The following is a 26117-nucleotide window of genomic DNA, read 5'->3' on the forward strand; positions in this document are numbered from 1 at the left end:
ACTGGTCCGGCCTGCTGGCCGGGGCCCGGCCGGTCCCGCTCCCCACCTACGCCTTCCAGCACGAGCACCTGTGGGCTGTCGCCCCCCGGCCCGGAGGGGAGCCGGAGGACGGCGAGTTCTGGAGCGCCGTCGAGGAGGCCGACGTCGAGTCGCTGGCCGCCCGGCTGCGCATCGACAGCGGCGCGCTCGCCCCGGTGCTGCCCGCGCTCTCCGACTGGCACCGGCGCCGCCGGGACCGCTCCACCGTCGGCACCTGGCGCTACCGGGCGGCCTGGAAGCCGCTCGGCAACGCCGCCGCCACCGCCCCCACCGCCGCCGCCCGGCTGGAGGGCACCTGGCTGCTGGTCAGCACCGCGCCGGACACCGTCCCCGGCACCGGGCCGGACACCGTGCCGGTGGCCGGACAGGACGTCGTCGAGGCGCTGGCCGCCCACGGCGCCCGGATCGAGCACCTCGTCCTGGACGGCGAGTGCACCGACCGGCAGCGGCTCGCCCATCGGCTCGCCGCCCTGGACGGTACCGAGCTCACCGGGATCGTCTCCCTGCTCGCCACCGCCGAACGGCCCGCCGAGCGCCACCCCGCGCTGCCCGAGGGCCTCGCGCTCACCCTCGCGCTGATCCAGGCCCTCGGCGACACCGGACGGGACGCCCCGCTGTGGTGCCTCACCCGGGACGCCGTCGCCGCCATTCGCGGCGACCGGCTCGCCCACCCGGTGCAGGCGCAGGTCCACGGCCTCGGCTGGACCGCCGCGCTGGAACACCCCCAGCGCTGGGGCGGCGTGATCGACCTGCCCGAACGGCTCGACGAACGCGGCGGCGAACGGCTGGCCGCCGTGCTGGCCGGTGCCCTCGCGGGCTCCGACGAGGACCAGGTGGCGATCCGCCCGTCCGGCGCGTACGCCCGCCGGATCGTCCGGGCCGAACCGGCGACCGCCCGCCCGGCGGCCGCGCCGCGCGGCACCGTCCTGATCACCGGCGGCACCGGCACCCTGGCCCCGCACCTGGCTCGCCGGCTCGCCGCCGACGGCGCCGAGCGGATCGTGCTGACCAGCCGCCGCGGCCCGGACGCCCCCGGCGCCGCCGAGCTGCTCGCCGAGCTCGCCGCCCTCGGCTGCGAGGCCGCGATGGTCGCCTGCGATCTCACCGACCGGGACGCCGTTGCCCGGATGCTCGACGCCCTGGCCGCCGACGGCCACCCCGTGCGCACCGTGGTGCACACCGCCGCCGTCATCGAGCTGCTGACCATCGAGGAGACCACCCCCGAGGCCTTCGCCAAGGTCCTGCACGCCAAGGCCACCGGAGCCAGGCACCTGGACGAACTCCTGCCCGACGACCAGCTCGACGCCTTCGTGCTGTACTCCTCCACGGCCGGGATGTGGGGCAGCGGCCGGCACGCCGCCTACGTCGCCGGCAACGCCTACCTCAACGCGCTCGCCGAGCACCGCCGCGCCCGCGGCGGCCGGGCGACCGCCGTCTCCTGGGGCATCTGGGCCGACGACCTCAAGCTCGGCCGGGTCGACCCCGGGCAGATCCGCCGCAGCGGACTGGTCTTCATGGACCCGGCCCTCGCCCTGGACGGGCTGCGCCAGGCCCTCGACGGGGACGAGCGGGTGCTGGTTATCGCCGACGTCGACTGGGAGCGGTACCACCCGGTCTTCACCTCCGGCCGCCCCACCGCGCTGTTCGAGGACGTCCCCGAGGTGCGACGGCTCGCCGAGGCCGGCCGGCAGGCCACCGGAGACGGCGAGTTCGCCGCCCGGCTGCGCGCCCTGCCGGTCGCCGAGCAGGAGCGCCGGCTGCTGGACCTGGTCCGCGCCGAGGCGGCCACCACGCTCGGCCACGCCTCGCCCGAGGTGCTGTCCGAGCAGCGGGCCTTCCGCGACGTCGGCTTCGACTCGCTGACCGCCGTCGACCTGCGCAACCGGCTGGCCGCCGCCACCGGACTGACCCTGCCCAGCACCCTGGTCTTCGACCACCCCGACCCGCGCGCCCTGGTCCGCCACCTGCGCGAGCGGATCGCCGGGACGGGCGCCGCCGCACCCGTGCCCGACACCGGCCCGGCCACCACGAACGAGCCGATCGCCATCATCGGCATGAGCTGCCGCTACCCCGGCGGCGTCGCCTCCCCCGATGACCTCTGGCAACTGGTCGCCGCCGGCGGCGACGCCATCACCGAGTTCCCCGCCGACCGCGGCTGGGACACCGAGGGGCTCTACGACCCGGACCCGGACGCGCCCGGCCGCACCTACTCGGTGCGCGGTGGGTTCCTGCGCGAGGTCGCCGACTTCGACGCCGCCTTCTTCGGCATCTCCCCGCGCGAGGCGATCGCGATGGACCCGCAGCAGCGCCTGCTGCTGGAGAGCGCCTGGGAGGCGGTCGAGCGGGCCGGGCTCGACCCGGCCGCGCTGCGCGGCAGCCGCACCGGCACCTTCATCGGCGCCAGCTACCAGGACTACACCCCCGGCGACTCCGTCCAGGACGGCGCCGAGGGCCACCTGGTCACCGGCACCATCCCCAGCGTGCTGTCCGGCCGGATCTCCTACACCTTCGGTTTCGAGGGCCCGGCCGTCACCCTCGACACCGCCTGCTCCTCCTCGCTGGTCGCCCTGCACCTGGCCTGCCAGTCGCTGCGCAACGGGGAGAGCAGCCTCGCACTGGCCGGCGGCGTCAGCGTGATGGCCACCCCGAACGCCTTCGTCGGCTTCAGCCGCCAGCGCGCGATGGCCGCCGACGGCCGCTGCAAGGCCTACGCCGAGGCCGCCGACGGCATGAGCCTCGCCGAGGGCGTCGGCCTGGTCCTGGTCGAGCGGCTCTCCGACGCCCAACGCCTCGGCCACCCGGTGCTCGCGGTGGTGCGCGGCTCGGCGGTCAACCAGGACGGCGCCTCCAACGGCCTCACCGCCCCCAACGGGCCGTCCCAGCAGCGCGTCATCCGCGCCGCCCTCGCCGACGCCCGGCTGGCCGCGAGCGAGGTCGACGTGGTGGAAGGGCACGGCACCGGTACCGCCCTCGGCGACCCGATCGAGGCCCAGGCGCTGCTGGCCACCTACGGGCAGGACCGCGAACTCCCGCTGCTGCTCGGCTCGGTGAAGTCCAACCTGGGCCACACCCAGATGGCCTCCGGGGTCGCCGGGGTGATCAAGACCGTGCTCGCCATGCGGCACGGCCGGGTGCCGGCCAGCCTGCACATCGACCGGCCGTCCAGCCACGTCGAGTGGAGCGACGGCGCCGTCGAGCTGCTCACCGAGGCCCGTGACTGGCCGGACACCGGCCGCCCCCGCCGGGCCGGCGTCTCCTCCTTCGGCCTCAGCGGCACCAACGCGCACGTGGTCCTGGAACAGGGCCCCGGCATGCCGCCGGCCGCCGCGCCGGAGGAGGGCCAGGCCCTGCCCGTCGTGCTCTCGGCCCGCACCGACGAGGCGCTGCGCGACCAGGCCGCCCGACTGCTCGCCGTCCTGGACCGGCAGCCCGAACCGCCGCTCGCCGACCTGGCGTTCTCGCTCGCCACCACCCGGGCCGCGCTCGACCGGCGGGCCGCCGTCAGCACCGCTGACCCGGTGGACCTGCGCCGCGCCCTCACCGCCCTGCGCGACGGGCTGCCCGACGCGGCCCTGGTCACCGGCCGGCCGGTCGGCGGCGGCCTGGCCTTCCTGTTCACCGGCCAGGGCAGCCAGTACGCCGGCATGGGCCGTGAGCTGTACCGGCGGTACCCGGTCTACGCCGAGGCGCTGGACGCGGTGCTGGCCCGCTTCGACCTCGTGGGACCGGACCCGGACGGTGCCGGCCCCGACCGTGGACTCCCCCTCCGTGAGGTGTTGTTCGCGGTGGAGGGGTCGGTGGAGGCGGGGTTGCTGGATGACACGGGGTTCGCGCAGCCGGCGTTGTTCGCGCTGGAGGTGGCGTTGTTCCGGCTGGTGGAGTCGTGGGGTGTGCGGCCGGACTTCGTGGTGGGTCATTCGGTGGGGGAGCTGGCGGCCGCGCACGTGGCCGGGGTGTTCTCGCTGGAGGACGCGTGCACGCTGGTGGCGGCCCGGGCGCGGTTGATGTCGGCGCTGCCCGGTGGGGGAGCGATGGTGTCGGTCGAGGCGGCGGAGGAGGAGGTGCTGCCGTTGCTGACGGACGGCGTGTCGATCGCCGCCGTCAACGGCCCGCGCGCCGTCGTCCTCTCCGGCGACGAGAGCGAAGTCCTGCGCATCGCCGCCGGGTTCGGCGACCGGCGGACCAGGCGGCTGCGGGTCTCGCACGCCTTCCACTCTCCGCACATGGAGCCGATGCTCGACGCCTTCGCCCGGGTCGCGGCGGCCCTCACCCGGCACGCCCCGGCGATCCCGCTGATCTCCACCGTGACCGGAGCGCCCGCCGGCGCCGAGGACCTCGGCGCCCCCGACTACTGGGTCCGGCAGGTGCGCGGCACCGTCCGGTTCGCCGACGCCGTCCGCGCCCTCGCCGGGCGCGGCGCCGGACTGCTGCTCGAACTCGGGCCGGACGGCACCCTCACCGCCGCGGCCCGGGACACCCTCGGGGACGACGGCGCGCTCCCCGGCGCCGCCGCGCTGCGCCGCGGCCGGCCCGAAGTCCCCACCCTCGGCACCGCGCTGGCCACGCTCTTCGTCCACGGCACCCGGCCGCACTGGCCCGCCGTCTTCGAGGGCACCGGCGCCCGCCGCACCGACCTGCCCACCTACCCCTTCCAGCGGCAGCGCTACTGGCCCGAGGCCGGCCGGCCCGCGCCGGCCGGCACCGATCCGGTGGACGCCGCGTTCTGGGCGGCCGTCGACCAGGGCGACCTGAGCGCCCTCGACGCCGGACTGGACCTCGACCGGGACACCGTCGCCGCGCTGGCCGGCTGGCGCCGGGGCCGGCGCGAGCACGCGGCCGTCGACGCATGGCGCTACCGCGCCTCCTGGACCCCGCTCGACGCCGCCGTCAGCACCGGCAGCACCGGCAGCGGCCCGGCGGCCGGCCGCTGGCTGGTCCTCGCCACCGAGCCCGTGCCGTGGCTGGAGCGGGTCGTTGACCAGCCCGTACCGCTGATCACCCCGGCCGGTGCCGACCGGGCCGCGCTCGCCGAACTCCTGCGCGCAGCCGCCCGGGAGAGCGACGGGTTCACCGGCGTGCTCTCCCTGCTCGCCCTCGGCAGCGACCCGCTCGCGGCCACCGCCACCGCCGTCCAGGCCCTCGGCGACGCCGACCTGTCGGCCCCGCTGTGGTGCCTCACCCGCGGCGCCGTCTCCACCGGCCGCTCCGACCGGCCCGCCGATCCCCGGCAGGCCGCCGTCTGGGGCCTCGGACGCTCCGCCGCCCTCGAACTGCCCGCCCGCTGGGGCGGCTTGGTCGACCTGCCGGACCTGTCGGAGCCGTCGGAGCCGTCCGGGCAGCGGGACGGCACCGCGCAGCCGGACGACACCGTGCTGCGCCGACTGGCCGCCGCGCTCACCCGCACCGACGGCGAGGACCAGCTCGCCGTCCGCGCCTCCGGCACCTTCGCCCGCCGCCTGGTGCGGCACCCGATCGGCGACCGGCCGGCCACCCGGCCGTACGCGCCCCGCGGCACCGTGCTGATCACCGGCGGCACCGGCGGCCTCGGCGGCCATCTCGCCCGCCACCTGGCCGAACGGGGCGCCGGACACCTGTTGCTGCTCAGCCGGAGCGGCGCCGACGCCCCGGGCGCCGACCGGCTGCGCGCCGACCTCGCCGCCCTCGGGACGGAGGCCACCCTGGTCGCCTGCGACGTCGCCGACCGCGACGCCCTCGCGGCCGTCCTCGCCGCCGTACCGGCCGACCGGCCGCTCAGCGCGGTGTTCCACACCGCCGGCGTGGTGGCCGACGGCACCCTCGACACCCTGGACGCCGACCGCTTCGCCGAGGTGCTCCGGCCCAAGGCCGACGCGGCCCGGCACCTGGACGACCTGACCCGTGAGGCCGACCTCGACGCCTTCGTCCTGTTCACCTCCACCGCCGGCACCCTCGGTGCCGCGGGCCAGGCCAACTACGCCGCAGCCAACGCCCACCTCGACGCCCTCGCCGAACAGCGGCGAGCCGACGGCCGTCCCGCCACCGCGATCGCCTGGGGCCCGTGGGCCGGCGAGGGGATGGCCGGGGCCGGCAGCGGGGTCGAACAGCGGGTCCGCCGGGGCGGATACGCGCCGATGGCGCCCGGGCGCGCCCTGGCCGCCCTCGGCCACGCCCTCGACCACCAGGACACCGCGCTCACCGTCGCCGACATCGACTGGCAGCGCTTCGCCGCCGTGTTCACCGCCCAACGCCCGTTCCCGCTGATCGCCGACCTGGCCGGGCCGGCCGGGCGCCGCGCCGACGCCGCCCCGGAGTCCGGGCTGCGGCAGCGCGTCGCCGAGCTGCCCGAGCAGGCCCGCCGACGCTTCCTGCTGGACTTCGTACGCAGCCGGGTCGCCGCCGTCCTCGGCCACGCCGGCGGCGACGGAATCGGCGCCGACCAGGCCTTCACCGAGCTCGGTATGGACTCGCTGACCACCGTCGAACTGCGCAACACGCTCACCGCCGCCACCGGGCTCACCCTGTCCGCGACCCTGGTCTACGACCACCCGACCCCGGCGGACCTCGCCGCCCACCTGCTCGCCGAACTCCTCGGAAGCCTGCCGGAGACGGGCCGCACCGCGGCCCCGCGCCCGGTCGCCGAGGACCCGGTGGTGATCACCGGCATGGCCTGCCGCTTCCCCGGCGGCATCGAGACCCCCGAGGACCTGTGGCGGCTGCTGGCCGACGGCGCCGACGCCGTCCGCCCGTTCCCCACCGACCGCGGCTGGGACCTCGACGCCCTCGGACAGGGCGGCTCGGCCACCCTGCACGGCGGCTTCCTCGACGACGTCGGCCGCTTCGACGCGCGCTTCTTCGGCATCTCGCCGCGCGAGGCCCTGGCGATGGACCCGCAGCAGCGGCTCCTGCTGGAGACCTCCTGGGAGGCGCTGGAGCGCTCCGGCATCGCCCCCGACCGGCTGCGCGGCAGCGACACCGGCGTGTTCGTCGGCACCAACGGCCAGGACTACCTGACCGTGCTGCGCCGCGGCACCGCCGACGTGCGCGGCCACGCCGCCACCGGGAACACCGCGAGCGTGCTCTCCGGCCGGCTGTCCTACACCCTCGGGCTGGAGGGCCCGGCCGTCACCGTGGACACCGCCTGCTCCTCCGCCCTGGTGGCGCTCCACCTGGCCGCCCGCGCGCTGCGCGCCGGCGAGTGCTCGCTGGCCCTGGCCGGCGGCGCCTCGGTGATGTCCAGCCCGGACGCCTTCGTCGAGTTCACCGCGCAGGGCGGACTGGCGGCCGACGGCCGCTGCAAGGCCTTCGCCGACGCCGCCGACGGCACCGCGTGGTCCGAGGGTGCGGGCGTCCTCGTGCTGGAGCGGCTCTCCGACGCCCTCCGCAACGGGCGCCCGGTGCTGGCGGTCCTGCGCGGCAGTGCCGTCAACCAGGACGGCGCCTCCAACGGGCTGACCGCCCCGAACGGCCGGGCCCAGCAGCGGGTGATCCGCGCGGCGCTGGCCGACGCGGGCCTGACCGCCGGTGAGGTGGACGCCGTCGAGGCGCACGGCACCGGCACCGCCCTCGGCGACCCGATCGAGGCGCACGCCCTGCAGGCCGCGTACGGGCGGGAGCGTGAACTCCCGCTGCTGGTCGGGTCGGTGAAGTCCAACCTGGGCCACACCCAGGCGGCGGCCGGTGCGGCCGGGGTGATCAAGACGGTGCTGGCCCTGCGGGCCGGCGTCCTGCCGCGCACCCTGCACGTCGACACGCCCTCGCGGCACATCGACTGGACGGCCGGCGCCGTCGAGCTGCTGGCCGAGGCCCGGGAGTGGCCGGAGACCGGCCGCCCGCGCCGGGCCGGCGTCTCGGCCTTCGGGGTCAGCGGCACCAATGCGCACGTGCTGCTCGAACAGGCCCCTCCGGCCGAACCGGCTCCCGAAGCCGCACCGGCCGCCGTTGTTCCGGTGCGGGCCGGTGCCGCGCCCTGGGTGGTGTCCGCCAGGTCCGAGGCCGCGCTGGACGCCTCGCTGGCCCGGCTCGGCGCCGCGGTCGAGGGCGTGTCCGCGCTCGACGTGGCCCACTCGCTGGCCGCCGGCCGGGCCTCCCTCGCCCACCGGGCGGTGCTGCTGGACGGCGTCGAGGTCGCGCGCGGCCTCGCCACGGACCGGGCGGTGGCGTTCCTGTTCTCCGGGCAGGGCTCGCAGCGGCTCGGCATGGGCCGCGAGTCGTACGCCCGGTTCCCGGTGTTCGCGGAGGCCTTCGACGCGGTCTGCGCCCGGCTGGACCAGCACCTGGACCAGCCGCTGCGGGAGGTGGTGTGGGGTGCGGACGCGGAGCTGCTGAACCGGACGGACTTCGCCCAGGCGGGGTTGTTCGCGGTGGAGGTGGCGCTGTTCCGGCTGGTCGAATCACTTGGCGTGCGGCCGGAGTTCGTGGCCGGTCACTCGATCGGTGAGATCGCCGCCGCGCACGTGGCGGGGGTGTTCTCGCTGGCGGACGCGTGTGCGCTGGTGGCGGCGCGTGGCCGGTTGATGCAGGCGCTTCCGGAGGGTGGCGCGATGCTGGCGATCGAGGCGACGGAGGAGGAGGTCCGGCCGCTGCTGGGCGAGTCGGTGTCCATAGCCGCCGTGAACGGGCCCACCTCGGTGGTCGTTTCCGGTGCGGAGGAGGCCGTGGAGGCGCTCGGCGAGCACTTCGCCGAGCGGAGGACCAGCCGGCTTCGGGTGTCGCACGCCTTCCACTCGCCGCTGATGGACCCGATGCTGGCGGACTTCCGTGCCGTCCTCAACGGTCTGACGTACCACGCGCCGTCGATCCCGCTGGTCTCCAACCTGACCGGAGAGCTGGTCAGCGGCACGACCGACGCGGACTACTGGGTGCGCCACGTCCGCGAGACCGTCCGCTTCGCCGACGGCCTGGCCACCCTGCTCGGCGCCGGCGCCGGCGCCCTGCTGGAACTGGGCCCGGACGGCGTGCTCAGCGCGCTCGCCCAGCGCTCCACCGGCGAGCACGACTGCGTGGTGGAACCGAGCTGCCGTCGCGACCGGCCGGAGGAGCACACCCTGGTCACCGCGCTCGCCCGGCTGCACGTCGCGGGCGTGCCGGTCGACTGGACCGCACTGCTCGCCGGCACCGGCGCGGCCCGCGTCGACCTGCCCACCTACCCGTTCCAGCGCGAGCGGTACTGGCCCGAGCGCGCCCCCGAACCCGCCGCGGCCGGTGGCGACCCGGCGGACGCCGCCTTCTGGTCCGCCGTCGAACGCGCCGACACCGCCGCGCTCGGCACCGCCCTCGGACTGGCGGACGACAGCTCGCTCGCCGAACTGCTGCCCGCACTGTCCACCTGGCGCCGCCGGCAGAGCGCCCGGACCGACGCCGACCGGCTGCGCTACCGCGCCGCCTGGCGGCCGTACGCCGTCCCCGCCGGACCGGAAGCCCTGCCCGAGGGCTGGCTGGCCGTCCTGCCGGCCGGCCGGGCCGACGACCCGTGGACCACGGCGGCGCTCACCGCCCTCGGCCCGGACGTGCTCCGCCTGGAGACCGGCCGGGACGGCCGCGCCGCGCTGGTCGAACGGCTCGCGCCGCACGCCGGGGCGGTCACCGGCGTGATCTCGCTGCTCGCCGCCGAGGACACGCTGCCCACCGGGCTCGCCCGGCCGGACGAACTGCTCGCCGCGCTCGGCGAGGCCGGCATCGAGGCGCCGCTGTGGTGCCTCACCCGGGGAGCCGTCGCCGTCGGCGACACCGAGGCCCCGGACCGCCCCGCCCAGGCCGCCGCCTGGGGCATCGGCCGGGTCATCGCGCTGGAGCACCCGCGGCGCTGGGGCGGCCTGGTCGACCTCGCCGAGGCCCCCGACACCCGCACCGCGGCCCGGCTGCGCGCCCTGCTGACCGCTCCCGACGGTGAGGACCAGCTCGCCCTGCGCCCCTCCGGCGCCTTCGCCCGGCGCCTGGTCCGCGCCACCACGGACGCCGACGCGCGCCCCTGGACCCCGCACGGCACCGTCCTGCTGATCGGCGACCCGGACGGCCACGCGGCGCCCACGGCCCGCTGGCTCGCCCGCAACGGGGCCCGGCAGGTGGTGCTGCTCACCGCGGAGGACACGGCCGACGGCTCGTCCGCCGTCGAGCGGATCGAGGCCGAACTCGCCGGGCACGGCGCCGGACTGAGCGTCGTCACCGGTGCGCCCGGCGACCCCGCCGCCCTGGCCTCCGCGCTCGGCCGGCCCGAGCTCACCGCCGTCCTGCACACCGGCCGCACCGCCGCGCCGGGCACACCCGACGAGCAGCTCGCCGGGCTGCTCGCCGAACTCGCCGCGCTCGACACCGCGCTCGGTGACCGGCCGCTCGACGCCTTCCTGCTGTTCGGGTCCATCGCCGGCACCTGGGGCGTCAAGGGCCGGGCGGACGAGGCCGCCGCCGGCGCCCTCCTGGAGGCCGCCGCCCAGTCCCGCCGGGCCGCCGGACGGGCCGCACTCGCCGTCGCCTGGGGCGCCTGGACCGGCAGCACCCCCGACTCCCTCGCCGCTCACCTGCGCGCCAACGGGCTGCCGCCGATCGCCCCCGAGCGCGCGCTGACCGCACTGGCGGCGGCCGCCGACGGCCCGGCCGCCGTCACCGTCGCCGAGGTCACCTGGGAGCGGTTCGCCCCCGCCTTCGGCGAGACCCGGACCACCCGGCTGTTCGCCGAACTGCCCGGGGCCCGGCGCACCGCGGAGCCGCAGCAGCCGGGCGGTGGATCCGCCCGGGCCGAGGCACTGCGCGCCGACCTGCGCGACCGGTCCGCCGCCGAGCGCACCGAGGCCCTGCTCGCACTCGTCCGGGCCGAGGCCGCCGCCGTGCTCGGCCACGCCGACGCCGACGACGTCCCCGCCGGGCACCCCTTCAAGGACCTCGGCTTCGACTCGCTGACCGCCGTCGACCTGCGTAACCGGCTCGGCACCGCGACCGGCCTGAAGCTGCCCGCCACCCTGGTGTTCGACTACCCGTCCCCGGCGGCCCTGGCCGCCCACCTGCGGGCCGAACTCCTCGACGAGGCGGGGGAGGCCGAACGCCCGGTCGCGGCCGTCGACACCGACGACCCGATCGTGATCGTCGGCATGGGCTGCCGCTACCCCGGCGGCGTCCGCTCGCCCGAGGACCTCTGGCAGCTGCTGCTCGACGGCACGGACGCCATCGGGCCGTTCCCCACCGACCGCGGCTGGGACCTCGACCGGCTCGCCCACGGCGACCGCGACGGCCGCGGCCGCAGCGTCACCGGGCACGGTGGATTCCTGTACGACGCCGCCGAGTTCGACGCGGCCTTCTTCGGCGTCTCGCCGCGCGAGGCGCTGGTCGTCGACCCGCAGCAGCGCCTGCTGCTGGAGACCGCCTGGGAGGCGCTGGAGCGCGCCGGGATCGACCCGGCCGGCCTGCGCGGCGGCGACACCGGCGTGTTCGTCGGCGGCGGCAGCGGCGACTACCGGCCCGCCATCGGCCAGCTCGGCCACGTCGAGACCGCCCAGTCCGCGAGCCTGCTCTCCGGCCGGCTCTCCTACACCCTCGGCCTGGAGGGGCCGTCGGTGAGCGTGGACACCGCGTGCTCCTCCTCGCTGGTCGCCCTGCACCTCGCCGCCCAGGCGCTGCGCGCCGGCGAGTGCTCGCTCGCCCTGGCCGGCGGCGTGACGGTGATGTCCAGCCCGGTCGGCTTCGTCGAGTTCGGCGAGATGGGCGCGCTGTCCCCGGACGGGCGCTGCCGGGCCTTCTCCGACGGGGCCGACGGCACCGGCTGGTCCGAGGGCGTCGGCGTCCTGGTGGTCGAACGGCGCTCCGACGCCGAACGCCTCGGCCACCGGGTACTGGCCGTGCTGCGCGGCTCCGCCGTCAACCAGGACGGCGCGTCCAACGGCATCACCGCGCCCAACGGGCCGTCCCAGCAGCGCGTCATCCGGCGCGCGCTGGCCGGCGCCGGCCTGACACCCGGTGAGGTGGACGCCGTCGAGGCGCACGGCACCGGCACCCGGCTGGGTGACCCGATCGAGGCCCAGGCGCTGCTGGCCACCTACGGCCAGGACCGCGAGCGGCCGGTCCTGATCGGCGCGCTGAAGTCCAACCTGGGCCACACCCAGGCCGCCTCCGGAGTGGGCGGGGTGATCAAGATGGTGCTGGCCATGCGGCACGGCCTGCTGCCGCGCACCCTCCACCTGGACACGCCGTCCGCCCACGTCGACTGGACCGCCGGCGCCGCCGAGCTGCTCACCGAGGCCCGCGACTGGCCCGAGAGCGGCCGCCCGCGCCGGGCCGGCGTCTCGGCGTTCGGCGCCAGCGGCACCAACGCCCACGTGATCCTCGAACAGGCCGCCGAGGAGCCGCCGCCGGCGGCCGGGGACCGTCCGGACGACCGGACCCTGCCCGTCCCGCTCTCCGCCGCCACCCCGGAGGCGCTGCGCGAACAGGCCGCCCGTCTGCTCGACCGGCTCGCCGGCCACCCCGGCCTGACCGTACGGGACCTCGGCCACTCGCTGGCCACCACCCGCGCCCTGCTCGACCACCGGGCCGTGCTGCTCGCCGCCGACCGGGAGGAACTCGTCCGGGGCCTGCGCGCCCTCGCCGACGGGAACCCCGGCGGCGAGGCCGTCCAGGGCTCGGCCCGGAGCGCGAGGACCGCCTTCCTGTTCCCCGGCCAGGGGTCGCAACGCCCCGGCGCCGGAAGCGGGTTGTACGCCTCCGAGCCCGTGTTCGCCGAGGCGCTGGACGCCGTGCTGGCCGGCTTCGAGGGCCGGCTCGCCGGCCCCCTCCGTGAGGTGTTGTTCGCGGTGGAGGGGTCGGTGGAGGCGGGGTTGCTGGATGACACGGGGTTCGCGCAGCCGGCGTTGTTCGCGCTGGAGGTGGCGTTGTTCCGGCTGGTGGAGTCGTGGGGTGTGCGGCCGGACTTCGTGGTGGGTCATTCGGTGGGGGAGCTGGCGGCCGCGCACGTGGCCGGGGTGTTCTCGCTGGAGGACGCGTGCACGCTGGTGGCGGCCCGGGCGCGGTTGATGTCGGCGCTGCCCGGTGGGGGAGCGATGGTGTCGGTCGAGGCGGCGGAGGAGGAGGTGCTGCCGTTGCTGACGGACGGCGTGTCGATCGCCGCCGTCAACGGCCCGCGCGCCGTCGTCCTCTCCGGCGACGCCGACGCCGTCGAGCGCATCGCCGCCGGCCTGGCGGCCGACGGACGCAGGACTAGGCGTTTGCGGGTGAGCCATGCGTTTCACTCCGTACACATGGACGCGATGCTCGACGACTTCGAGCGGACCGCCCGGGGCATCGCCTACACCGCCCCGCGCATCCCGCTCGTCTCCAACCTGACCGGTGAGCTCGTCACCGGGGAGACCGGGGCGCACTACTGGGTCCGGCACGTCCGGGAGGCCGTCCGCTTCGCCGACGGCCTGGCCACCCTGGCCGCCCGCGGCGTGCGCCGCCACCTGGAACTCGGGCCGGACGGCGTGCTGTCCGCCCTGGTTCAGGCCGGCGGGGCCGACCAGGCCGACCCCGCCCGCCCGGTGGTCACCGCGACCGCCCTGCGGCACGGCCGCGACGAACGGACCACCCTGCTGACCGCCGTCGCCCGGCTGCACGCCGACGGGCTGGCACCGCACTGGCCCGCCGTCTTCGAGGGCACCGGCGCCCGCCGGGTCGACCTGCCCACCTACCCGTTCCAGCGGCAGCGCTACTGGCCCGAGCCCACCCCGGCTCCGGCCCCGGCCACCGCCGACGGGGAGTTCTGGACGGTGCTGCGCACCGAGTCCCTCGACGCGCTGGCCGACACCCTCGACGTCGACGGCGACGCGCTCGCCAAGGTCCTCCCAGCGCTGCGCGACTGGCACGACCGGCGCGAGGAGCAGGCCGCCGTGGACGCCCTCCGTCGGCGGATCGTCTGGCAGCCGCTCGACCGGGCCCGCTCCGGCGCCCCGGCCGGCACCTGGCTGGCCGTGCTGCCGGCCGGCCACGGCGACGACGTCTGGGCGCAGACCGTGCTCGGCGCGCTCGGCCCGGACACCGCCCGGCTGACCGTCGCGGCCGGCCTCGACCGCGCCCGCCTCGCCGAGAAGCTCGCCGAACTCCCGGACGCGGGCCGCGGATTCAGCGGAGTGCTGTCCCTCCTGGCGCTCGACGAGAGCACCGCGGACGGCACGCCCGCCGGACCGGCCCGGACCGCCACCCTCCTCCAGGCCCTCGGCGACGCCCGGATCGGCGCCCCGCTGTGGTGCCTCACCAGGGAGGCCGTCGCGGCCGCCCCCGGCGACCGCGTCACCGGCCTGCCGCAGGCCGCGGTCTGGGGACTCGGCCGGGTCGCCGCCCTCGAACTCCCGCAGCGCTGGGGAGGGCTGATCGACCTGCCGGGAACCGTCGACCGGGACGCCGCGGCCCTGCTGGCCGCCGTCCTGGCGGACCCGGCCGGTGAGGACCAGCTCGCCGTCCGCCGCACCGGCCTGTTCGCCCGCCGGCTGGCCGCCACCCCCGGCGGATCCGGCGACGACCAGGGCCTCTGGGAACCCACCGGCACCGTGCTGATCACCGGCGGCACCGGCGCGCTCGGCGGCGAGGTCGCCCGCGGCCTCGCCGCCGCCGGGGCCCGGCACCTCCTCCTGCTCAGCCGCCGGGGCCCCGACGCCCCCGGCGCGGCCGGACTCCGCGAGGACCTCACCGCCGTCGGCGCCACCGTCACCATCACGGCCTGCGACGTGGCCGACCGGGAGGCGCTCGCCGCCGTCCTGGCCGCGGTGCCCGCCGACCAGCCGCTCAGCGCCGTCGTCCACGCCGCCGGCGTCCTCGACGACGGCGTGATCGACGGCCTCGACCCGGACCGCTTCACCGCCGTCCACCGGGCCAAGGCCGCCTCGGCGCTGCTGCTCGACGAACTGACCGCCGACCAGGACCTGGCCGTCTTCGCCCTGTTCTCCTCCGCCTCGGCCGCCGTCGGCAACCCGGGCCAGGGTAACTACGCGGCCGCCAACGCCCTCCTCGACGCCCTCGCCGAGCGCCGCCGCGCCCACGGGCGGGCGGCCACCTCGATCGCCTGGGGCGCCTGGGGCGGCGGCGGCATGGCCGCCGACACCCGGGCCGCCGAGGCCGCCCGCCGCACCGGCATCCGGCCGCTCGACCCGGCCGCCGCGGTCAGCGCGCTGCGCCGGACCGTCCTGGACGACGCCCCGACCACCCTGGTGGCCGACGTCGACCCGGAGCGCTTCGTGCGCGCCTTCACCGCCGTCCGGCCGAGTCGTCTGCTCGCCCAGCTGCCCGGCTACGCCGAGCCCCAGGGCCCCGGCGGCGACACCGGGAACGGCCGCGAACTGCGCGCCGAACTCGCCGGACTGCCCCCGGCGCGCCGCGCCGCCACCGTGCTCGGACTGGTCCGCGGCCGGGCCGCCGAGGTGCTCGGACTGCCCGGTATCGAGGCGGTCGGCCCGGACAAGGCCTTCCGGGACCTCGGCTTCGACTCCCTCGGCGCCGTCGAACTGCGCAACCGGCTCGGCGCCGCCACCGGCCTCGACCTCTCCCCGACGCTGGTCTTCGACCACCCGAGCCCGAGCGAGCTCGCCGAGCACCTGCTCGGCCTGCTGCTCACCGGACCCGGCCAGGACAGCAGGGACGCCGAACCCGAGCGGGACCGCCTGCGGGCCCTCCTCGAGTCCGTCCCGCTGGACCGGCTCCGGCGCAGCGGGGTGCTGGACGAGCTGCTGAAGCTCGCCGACGGCGCCGCGGACGGTGAGGCCGCCGAGGACGCCGAGGACGACGACGCCATCGACGCGATGGACCTGGACGACCTGGTGCAGGCCGCCCTGCGCAACGACCCCGACCACGCCCAGGACTGACGGAGCTCCCATGACCACGCCCCACGACAAGGTAGTCGCCGCTCTCCGGTCCTCGCTGAAGGAGTCCGAACGGCTGCGGCAGCAGAACCGCCGGCTGCTGGCCGCAGCCACCGAACCCGTCGCCGTGATCGGCATGGGCTGCCGCTACCCCGGCGGGATCGGTTCGCCCGAGGACCTCTGGGACCTGGTGGCGAGCGGCGCCGACGCCACCGGGGACTACCCGGAGGACCGCGGCTGGGACCTCGGCGCCCTGCGTGACACCGGCGTCGACGAGCGCGGCACCCGGGTCTCCCGGCGCGGGGGCTTCCTCGACGCGGTGTCCGGCTTCGACGCGGACTTCTTCGGGATCTCCCCGCGCGAGGCCGTCACCACCGACCCCCAGCAGCGGCTCCTGCTGGAGACCTCCTGGGAGGCGTTCGAGCGGGCCGGCCTCGACCCGACGGCCCTGCGCGGCAGCCGCACCGGGGTGTTCCTGGGCACCAACGGCCAGGACTACGCCTATCTGCTGGTGCGCTCGCTGGCCGACGCCACCGGCGACATCGGCACCGGCATCGCCGCCTCCGCGCTGTCCGGCCGGCTGTCCTACACCCTCGGGCTGGAGGGCCCGTCGGTGACCGTGGACACCGCCTGCTCCTCCTCGCTGGTCGCCCTGCACTGGGCGGTCCAGGCGCTGCGGGCGGGCGAGTGCACGCTGGCGGTGGCGGGCGGAGTCAACGTGATGTCGACCCCGGGAGCACTGCTGGAGTTCAGCCGGCAGGGCGGGCTGGCCCCGGACGGGCGGTGCAAGGCCTTCGCGGACGGGGCGGACGGCACCGGCTGGTCGGAGGGCGTGGGCGTGCTGGTGCTGGAGCGGCTCTCGGACGCCCGGAGCAACGGGCACCGGGTGCTGGCCGTGGTCCGGGGCTCGGCGGTCAACCAGGACGGCGCCTCCAACGGGTTCACCGCGCCGAACGGGCCGTCCCAACAGCGGGTGATCCGCCAGGCGCTGGCCAACGCCGGGCTGTCCGCCGCCGAGGTGGACGCGGTCGAGGGGCACGGGACGGGCACGCCGCTCGGCGACCCGATCGAGGCCCAGGCGCTGCTGGCCACCTACGGGCGAGGACGGGAGGCCGGCCGGCCGCTCTGGCTCGGCTCGGTCAAGTCGAACCTGGGCCACGCCCAGGCGGCAGCCGGGGTCGCGGGTGTGATCAAGACGGTGATGGCGATGCGGCACGGGGTGCTGCCGAAGACCCTGCACGCGGAGCGGCCGTCCGCGCGGGTGGACTGGTCGGTGGGCGACGTACGGCTGCTGACGGAGGCGCGGGAGTGGCCGGGCGGGGAGCGGCCCCGGCGGGCGGGGGTTTCCTCGTTCGGGATCAGCGGCACCAACGCCCACGTGATCGTGGAGCAGGCGCCGGAGGAGGCCGTGGAAGAGGAGCCCGCGGCCGTGGTCGCCGGGCCGGTGGTGGTGCCGTGGGTGGTGTCGGCGAAGTCGGAGACCGCGCTGGACGCACAGCTGACCGCGCTCGCCGGGTCGGCCGGTTCACCCGTGGACGTGGGTCTGTCGTTGGCGGGCCGGTCGCGGTTCGGGCACCGGGCGGTGCTGGTGGACGGCGTGGAGGTCGCGCGGGGTGCCGCGACCGAGCGCTCGACGGCGTTCCTGTTCTCGGGTCAGGGGTCGCAGCGGTTGGGGATGGGGCGGGAGTTGTATGCCCGGTTCCCGGTGTTCGCGGAGGCTTTCGACGCGGTGTGCGCGGGGTTCGAGCTGCCGGTGCGGGAGGTGGTGTGGGGTGAGGACTCGGGGCTGCTGAACCGGACGGACTTCGCTCAGGCGGGGTTGTTCGCGGTGGAGGTGGCGCTGTTCCGGCTGGTGGAGTCGCTGGGCGTGGAGCCGGAGTTCGTGGCCGGTCACTCGATCGGTGAGGTGGCCGCGGCTCATGTGGCGGGGGTGTTCTCGCTGGCGGACGCCTGCACCCTGGTGGCCGCCCGTGGCCGGTTGATGGAGGCGCTGCCCTCCGGTGGCGCGATGCTGGCGGTGCAGGCCACCGAGGAGGAAATGCGGCCGCTGCTGAACGGCGAGGTGTCGATAGCCGCCGTGAACGGGCCGTCCTCGGTGGTCGTTTCGGGCGCGGACGACGCCGTCGCGGTGGTCGAGGCGCACTTCGCCGACCGCCGTACGACCCGGCTGCGGGTGTCGCACGCCTTCCACTCGCCGCTGATGGACCCGATGCTGGACGAATTCCGGCAGGTCCTCAACGGGCTGACGTACAGCGAGCCCTCGATCCCCCTCGTCTCCAACCTGACCGGTGAGCTGGTCACCGGCGCGACCGACGCGGACTACTGGGTGCGCCACGTCCGGGAGACCGTCCGCTTCGCCGACGGTCTGCGCGCCCTGCGTGCGGCCGGGGCCACCGCCTTCGTCGAGCTCGGCCCGGACGGCGTCCTGTCGGCCCTCGCCCAGGAGGCCGCCGCTCCGGCCGTCCCGCTGCTGCGCCGGGACCGGCCGGAAGAGACCGCGCTGGTCACCGGTCTGGCCCGGCTGCACGTCGCCGGTGTGCCGGTGGACTGGGCACGGCTGTTCGACGGCACCGGCGCCCGGCCCGTCGACCTGCCCACCTACCCCTTCCAGCACGAGCGCTACTGGCCCGCCCCGGGCAGCCTCACCGGGGACGTCGTCGCCGCCGGACTGCTGGCGGCGGACCACCCGCTGCTCGGCGCGGCGGTGCCGCTGGCCGGCACGGACAGCGTGGTGTTCACCGGACGGCTCTCGCCCGGCACGGTGGCCTGGGACAGTGACGCGGACGTCTTCCCGGCCGCCGGGTTCCTGGAGCTGGCACTCCGGGTCGGCGACCACGTCGGCTGCGACCGGGTCGAGCGGCTCACCGTCACCAGCCCGCTGCCCCTGGGCACCGGCGACGGCACGATGGTCCAGATCCGCGCGGGCGCGCCGGACGGGACCGGCGCCCGGGCGGTGACGTTCTACTCGCGCCCCGACGGCCCCCTGGACGAGCCGTGGACCGAACACGCCACCGGGCTGCTGACCACCGGAGCGCGCACCGCCGACTTCGACGCCACGGTCTGGCCGCCGGCCGGCACGGCACCGCAGGGCGAGGGCGTCTGGCGGCGGGGCGAGGAGACCTTCGTCGAGGCGGTGCTCCCGACCGAGGCGGCGGGCTTCGGCCTGCATCCGGCGCTGCTGGCGGCGGTGGTGCGGGCGGACGGCCGTGGGTTGGTGCCGGTGGCGTGGTCCGGGGTGTCGCTGCATGCCTCGGGGGCGTCGGTGGTGCGGGCCCGGCTGGTGCGGACGGGGGCGGAGACGTTGTCGCTCGCCGTGGCGGACGCTGCCGGGGAGCCGGTGCTGTCGGTGGAGTCACTGACGTTGGGTGAGCCCCCGGTGGTGGTGCGGGGTGCTGGGGCGGGCGGGTCGCTGCTGCGGCTGGAGTGGGTGCCGGCACCGTCCCGTACGGGGGCGGCCGTCCGTTCGGTGTGGGTGGAGTCGCCGGCGGAGCTCGACGCGGAGGTGCCGGAGGCGGTGGTGGTGTCCGTGCCGGCCGGGCGGGTTCCGGAGGTGGTGCATGAGGTCACGGCGTGGGCGCTCGGGCTGGTGCGGGAGTGGTTGGCGGAGGAGCGTTTCGGGGGTTCGCGGCTGGTCTTCGTGACCAGGAGCGCGGTGCCGGGGGGTGGGGTCTCGGACCTGGCCGGTGCGGCTGTGTGGGGTCTGGTGCGGGCGGCGGAGTCGGAGAACCCGGGCCGCTTCGTGCTGGTGGACACCGACGGTGACGTGCCGCTGGACGCGGTGCTGGCCGTGGGTGAGTCCCAGGTGCTGGTACGTGACGGCGTCGTCCGGGTCGGCCGGTTGACCCGGACCCCGAGCGGCGGGGCGTCCGGCGGCTGGGGCCCGGGCACGGTGGTCGTCACGGGCGGCACCGGCGGCCTGGGGCGGCGGGTGGCGCGGCACCTGGTGGCCGAACACGGTGTTCGGAAGCTGCTGTTGCTGAGCCGCCGGGGCGGTCGCGGCGACTGGGTGGAGGAACTTCGGGAACTCGGCGCCGAGGTCGAGGTGCTGGCCTGCGACGCGGCCGACCGGGAGGCGCTGGCCGGGGCACTGGAGGGCCGGACGATCACCGGCGTGGTGCACGCGGCCGGTGTGCTGGACGACGGCGTGGTCACCGGACTGACGTCCGAACGGCTCACCGCCGTCCTGCGGCCCAAGGTGGACGCGGCCTGGAACCTGCACGAGCTGACGGCCGGCCAGGACCTCGAGGCCTTCGTGCTGTTCTCGTCCGTGTCGGGTGTGCTGGGCAGCGCCGGCCAGGGCAGCTACGCGGCGGCGAACGTCTTCCTGGACGCCCTGGCCGCCTGGCGCCGTCAGCAGGGCCTGCCCGCCCAGTCCCTGGGCTGGGGCGCCTGGGCGCCAACCGACGGCATGACCGGGACGCTCTCCGAGACGGACCTGCACCGGATCCGTTCCGCCGGGGTGCCGCCGCTGACCGAGGAACAGGGCCTGGCCCTGCTCGACGCCGCCATGACCGTGGACGAGCCCTACCTGGTGGCGACCGGCCGGATGGCCGCCGGAACGCGCCCGCCCAGCGAGGTGCCGAGCATGTTCCGCGCCCTGTTCCCCGCCGGGCGCCGGACCGCCGCCGGAAGCACGGGGACGGGCGCCGCCCTCGCCGCCCGTCTGCACGCGCTGCGCGAGGCCGACCGGCCGCGCCACCTCGTGGACCTGGTCCGTACCGAGGCCGCCGCCGTCCTCGGCCACGCCTCCGGCCGGGCCGTCGACCCGGAGCGGGAGTTCCGCGACCTCGGGTTCGACTCCCTCACCGCGATCGAGCTGCGCAACCGCCTCACCGCCGTCACCGGGATCCGGCTCCCGGCGACCCTGGTCTTCGACCACCCGACTCCGCACGCCCTCGCCGCGCACCTCCTCGGCGAACTCCTCGACGGGGGCGCCGCCCCGGCGCTCCCGGCCGCCACCACGACCCCCGCGGCCGGAGAACCGGTCGCGATCGTCGGCATGGCCTGCCGTTTCCCGGGCGGCGTCGCCTCACCCGAGGATCTCTGGCGGCTGCTGAGCGAGGGCCGCGACGGCATCTCCGGCTTCCCGGCCGACCGCGGCTGGGACCTGGACGCGCTGTTCGGCACCGGTCACGGCGTCAGCGCCACCCGTCGGGGCGGCTTCCTCACCGGACTGGGCGACTTCGACGCGGGCTTCTTCGGGATCTCCCCGCGCGAGGCCCTCGCGATGGACCCGCAGCAGCGGCTGCTGCTGGAGACCTCCTGGGAGGCGTTCGAGCGGGCCGGCCTCGACCCGGTGGCGCTGCGCGGCAGCCGGACCGGTGTCTTCGTCGGCACCACCGGACAGGACTACGCCTCGCTGGTGATGAACTCACGGGAGGAGGTGGAGGGGCACGCGAGCACCGGGCTGGCCAACAGTGTGATCTCGGGCCGGGTGTCGTACTGCCTCGGTCTGGAGGGGCCCGCCCTCACCATCGACACCGCCTGCTCCTCCTCGCTGGTGGCGATGCACCTGGCCGCGCAGTCCCTGCACAGTGGCGAATGCTCCCTCGCCCTGGCCGGCGGGGTGACCGTGCTGTCCACGCCGATGAGCTTCCTCGGCTTCACCCGGCAGGGCGGGCTGGCCCCGGACGGCCGCTGCAAGGCCTTCGCCGACGGGGCGGACGGCACGGGCTGGTCCGAGGGCGTGGGCGTGCTGGTGCTGGAGCGACTCTCGGACGCGCGGCGCCACGGGCACCCCGTGCTGGCGGTCCTGCGAGGCAGCGCCGTCAACCAGGACGGCGCGTCGAACGGGCTCACCGCGCCGAACGGGCCGTCCCAGCAGCGGGTGATCCGCCAGGCGCTGGCCAACGCCGGGCTGTCCGCCGCCGACGTAGACGCCGTGGAGGCGCACGGCACCGGCACCGCCTTGGGCGACCCGATCGAGGCGCAGGCGTTGCTGGCGACGTACGGGCAGGACCGTGAACAGCCGCTGATGCTGGGCTCGGTGAAGTCCAACCTCGGCCACACCCAGGCGGCCGCCGGTGTGGCGGGTGTGATCAAGACCGTCGAGGCGATGCGGGCGGGGGTACTGCCGAAGACCCTGCACGTGGACGCGCCCTCGTCGCACGTCGACTGGTCGACCGGCGCGGTGGAACTGCTGACGGAGGCGCGGGAGTGGCCTGGCGGGGAGCGGCCCCGGCGGGCGGGGGTGTCCTCGTTCGGGATCAGCGGGACGAACGCGCACGTGATCGTCGAGGAGGCACCGCGGGAGACGCCGCAGGAGGAGGAAGCGGAAACGCGGCCGTCGGTCGAGCCGGGCACGGTGCCGTGGGTGGTCTCGGGCGTCTCGGGGGCGGCGCTGGACGCACAGTTGACGGGCCTCGCCGGGCGGGGCGGCTCGCCCCTGGACGTGGGGCTGTCGTTGGCGGGCCGGTCGCGGTTCGGGCACCGGGCGGTGCTGCTGGACGGCGTGGAGGTGGCCCGGGGCGTCGCCGGTGAGCGGCGGCTCGCGCTGCTGCTCTCCGGTCAGGGGTCGCAGCGGTTGGGGATGGGCCGGGAGTTGTATGCCCGGTTCCCGGTGTTCGCGGAGGCTTTCGACGCGGTGTGTGCGGAGCTTGACCTGCCGGTGCGGGAGGTGGTGTGGGGTGAGGACGCGGAGCTGCTGAACCGGACCGAGTTCGCCCAGGCGGGGTTGTTCGCGGTGGAGGTGGCGCTGTTCCGGCTGGTGGAGTCGTTGGGGGTGCGGCCGGAGTTCGTGGCCGGGCATTCGATCGGTGAGATCGCCGCGGCGCATGTGGCCGGCGTGTTCTCGCTGGCCGACGCCTGCACCTTGGTCGCCGCTCGTGGCCGGTTGATGCAGGCGCTTCCGGAGGGCGGCGCGATGCTGGCGGTGCAGGCGACGGAGGAGGAGGTTCGGCCGCTGCTGGGCGAGTCGGTGTCCATAGCCGCCGTCAACGGGCCGTCCTCGGTGGTCGTGTCGGGTACGGAGGAAGCGGTCGCGGCGGTCGAAGCGCGCTTCGCGGACCGCCGCACGACCCGGCTGCGGGTCTCGCACGCCTTCCACTCGGCGCTGATGGACCCGATGCTGGACGACTTCCGGGACGTCCTCAACGGCCTGACGTACCACGCGCCGTCGATCCCGCTGGTCTCCAACCTGACCGGCGAACTGGTCACCGGCACGACGGACGCGGACTACTGGGTGCGCCACGTCCGCGAGACCGTCCGCTTCGCCGACGGCCTACGCACCCTGGACGCCGTCGGCGCCACCGACTACCTGGAGCTGGGCCCCGGTGGCGTGCTCACCGCCCTCGCCGAGCAGACCCTCGGCCAGGGTGAGCGCGAGGACGATGGCGAGGGCGAGTCCAAGGCCGAGGCCGAGGGCACCGGTCGGGTCGCCGCCGCGGCGCTGCGTGCGGACCGCCCGGAGGAGGTCGCCCTGCTGACCGGCCTCGCCCGGTTGCACGTCGTCGGCGTGCCGGTGGACTGGGCCCGGGTGTTCGACGGCACCGGCGCTCGGCGGGTCGACCTGCCGACCTACGCCTTCCAGCGCGAGCGCTACTGGCCCGCGCAGGCCGCCCGCACCGGTGACGTGGCCGGCGCCGGTCTGGCGTCCGCCGAGCACCCGCTGCTCGGGGCGGTCGTCTCCCCGGCCGATTCGGCGGGCGTCCTGCTGACGGGACGGCTGTCGCTGGCGGCACAGCCCTGGCTGGGCGACCACCGGGTGGGCGGAGCCGCGGTGTTCCCGGCCGGCGGGCTGCTGGAGCTGGCCCTGCGGGCCGGGGACCAGGTCGGCTGCGACCGCGTCGAGCGGTTGACGGTCACCGAGCCGCTGGTGCTGCCGCAGGACGGTGCCGTCGCCGTCCAACTGGTGGCCGGCGCGCCCGACGATTCCGGCACACGCCCGCTGAGCTGCTACGCCCGCCCGGCGGACGCCCCGGAGGAGCCGTGGACCTGCCACGCCACCGGCACCCTGGCGGTCGGCGGCCGCGACGGCGGGTTCGACACCTCGGTGTGGCCCCCGGCGGGCGCATCGGCCGTCGAAGCGGAGAGCTGCCACGACCCGCTGGACCACGGCCCGGCCTTCCGCACGCTCCGCGCGGTGTGGCAGCGGGGCGACGAGGTGTTCGCCGAAGCCGTCCTGCCCGGCCGGGCCGAGGACGCGGCGCCCTACGGGCTGCACCCGGCGCTGCTGGAGGCCGCCGTCCAGGCGGCCGGTCTGCTCGGCCCCGAGGACGGTGCGCGACTGGTGCCCGTGGACTGGCGGGAGGTGGCGCTGCACGCGACCGGCGCAGCCGTGGTGCGGCTGCGCGTCGCCCGGACGGGTGGGGATTGCGTGTCGGTCGAGGTCATGGACGCGGCCGGCGGCCCCGTGCTGTCGGCAGGGTCGCTGACCCTGGCCGAGCCGGCCGCCGTCCGCGCGAACGCGGTGCCGGCCGGGGCGCTGCTGCGGCTGGACTGGGTGGACGCGCCCTCGTCAGCCGACGGGACGGTACGCTCGGCGACCCTGGACGGGCCCATGGCCTCGCTGGCCGAGGTGCCGGACGCGGTGCCGGAAGTCGTGCTCGCGCCGGTCGTGGGCGGCCAGGTTCCGGAGGTGGTGCACGAGGTCACGGCGTGGGCGCTCGGGCTGGTGCGGGAGTGGTTGGCGGAGGAGCGTTTCGGGGGTTCGCGGCTGGTCTTCGTGACCAGGGGTGCGGTGCCGGGGGGTGGGGTCTCGGACCTGGCCGGTGCGGCCGTGTGGGGTCTGGTGCGGGCGGCGGAGTCGGAGAACCCGGGCCGCTTCGCCCTGCTCGACGTCGGCTCCACCGCGGACACCACGGCCGCGCTGCCCGTCCTCGCCGCTCAACCGGCCGGCGGTGACTTCCAGTTCGTGGCCCGCCGGGGTGTGGTGCGGGCCGGTCGGCTGGCGCGTGCCGTGGCTGTGGGCGGGTCCTCTTCCGGTTGGGGTGGGGGGACGGTGGTGATCACGGGTGGTACGGGTGGTCTGGGTCGTCTGGTGGCCCGGCATCTGGTGGTGGAGCACGGGGTGCGTGATCTGCTGTTGCTGAGCCGCCGGGGTGGTGGCGGTGACTGGGTGGAGGAACTTCGGGAACTCGGCGCCGTGGTGGAGGTGCTGGCCTGTGACGCGGCCGACCGGGTGGCGCTGGCCGGGGCACTGGAGGGCCGGGCGGTCACGGGGGTGGTGCATGCGGCCGGTGTGCTGGACGACGGTGTGGTCAGTGGGCTGACTCCGGAGCGTCTGGCGGCTGTCCTGCGGCCGAAGGTGGATGCGGCGTGGAACCTGCACGAGTTGACGGCGGGGCAGGAGCTGAGGGCTTTCGTGCTGTTCTCCTCGGTTTCGGGGGTGATGGGCAGTGCGGGGCAGGGCAACTACGCGGCGGCGAACGTGTTCCTGGACGCGTTGGCGGCGTGGCGCCGTCAGCAGGGCCTGCCCGCCCAGTCCCTGGGCTGGGGGGCGTGGGTGCCCACGGCGGGGATGACCGGGACGCTGAGCGATGCGGACCTGCAGCGGATCCGTTCCGCCGGGGTGCCGCCGCTGACCGAGGAGCAGGGCCTGGCCCTGCTCGACGCCGCCATGACCCTGGACGAGCCCTACCTCGTCCCCATCGGCCGCGCCGCCGGCCCGTCGAGGATGCCCGGCGCCGTGCCCGCACTGCTGCGCGGCCTGGTCCGCGGCGCCCGCCGGGTGGCCGAGTCCGGAGGCGGCAGCACCGGGACGGTCACCGCGCTGGCGGCCCGTCTGGCCGGACTGCGCGAGGGCGACCGGCTGCGCCACCTCACCGGCCTGGTCCGGACCGAGGCCGCGGCCGTCCTCGGCCACGGCTCGGCGCAGTCCGTTGAGGCCGACCGGGACTTCCACGACCTCGGCGTCGACTCCCTCACCGCCCTGGAACTGCGCAACCGCCTCACCGCCGTCACCGGCCTGCGGCTGCCCGCCACCCTGGTCTTCGACCACCCCACCCCGGCCGTCCTGGCCGCCCACCTCCTCGGTGTGCTCCTGGACCGGCGGGACACCGCGGACGGTGCCGCGCTGCTCGGGCAACTCGACCGGCTCGACGAGGCCCTGGCGGACGGAGACACCGACCGGGCGACCCGGGACGCTCTGTCCCTCCGGCTGCGCCGAATGCTGGAGAAATTGCGAATCCTCGACGCCCAGAATGCCGAGGACGGCGTCGCGGAGCGACTCGAAGCGGCGAGTGCGGACGAGGTCCTCGCCTTCATCGACAACGAGCTCGGCCGTCTCAGCGACCGCTGACCGCACCTGCCTCTACACAGGAAGGCACCACCTCCCATGTCGAACGACAGCAA

Annotated in this window: 2 protein-coding genes (1 of these 2 running past the window's edge); both read left to right on the forward strand. The window is 76.4% G+C overall.

The features are described 5' to 3' along the window. Positions 1-15830 carry the 3' portion of a type I polyketide synthase gene (locus BOQ63_RS04935; RefSeq protein WP_499503667.1) on the forward strand. The gene continues 12436 nt to the left of window position 1, outside the view, so only the last 15830 of its 28266 coding nucleotides appear in the window; its start codon lies off the left edge, out of view; it ends in the stop codon at positions 15828-15830. Positions 15831-15840: 10 nt separating this feature from the next. Next, positions 15841-26064, forward strand: a complete 10224-nt coding sequence (locus BOQ63_RS04940; protein ID WP_499503491.1) for an SDR family NAD(P)-dependent oxidoreductase — start codon at positions 15841-15843, stop codon at positions 26062-26064. Positions 26065-26117: the final 53 nt, after the last annotated feature.

This window comes from Streptomyces viridifaciens, assembly GCF_001888885.2.
Classification (GTDB): domain Bacteria; phylum Actinomycetota; class Actinomycetes; order Streptomycetales; family Streptomycetaceae; genus Kitasatospora; species Kitasatospora aureofaciens.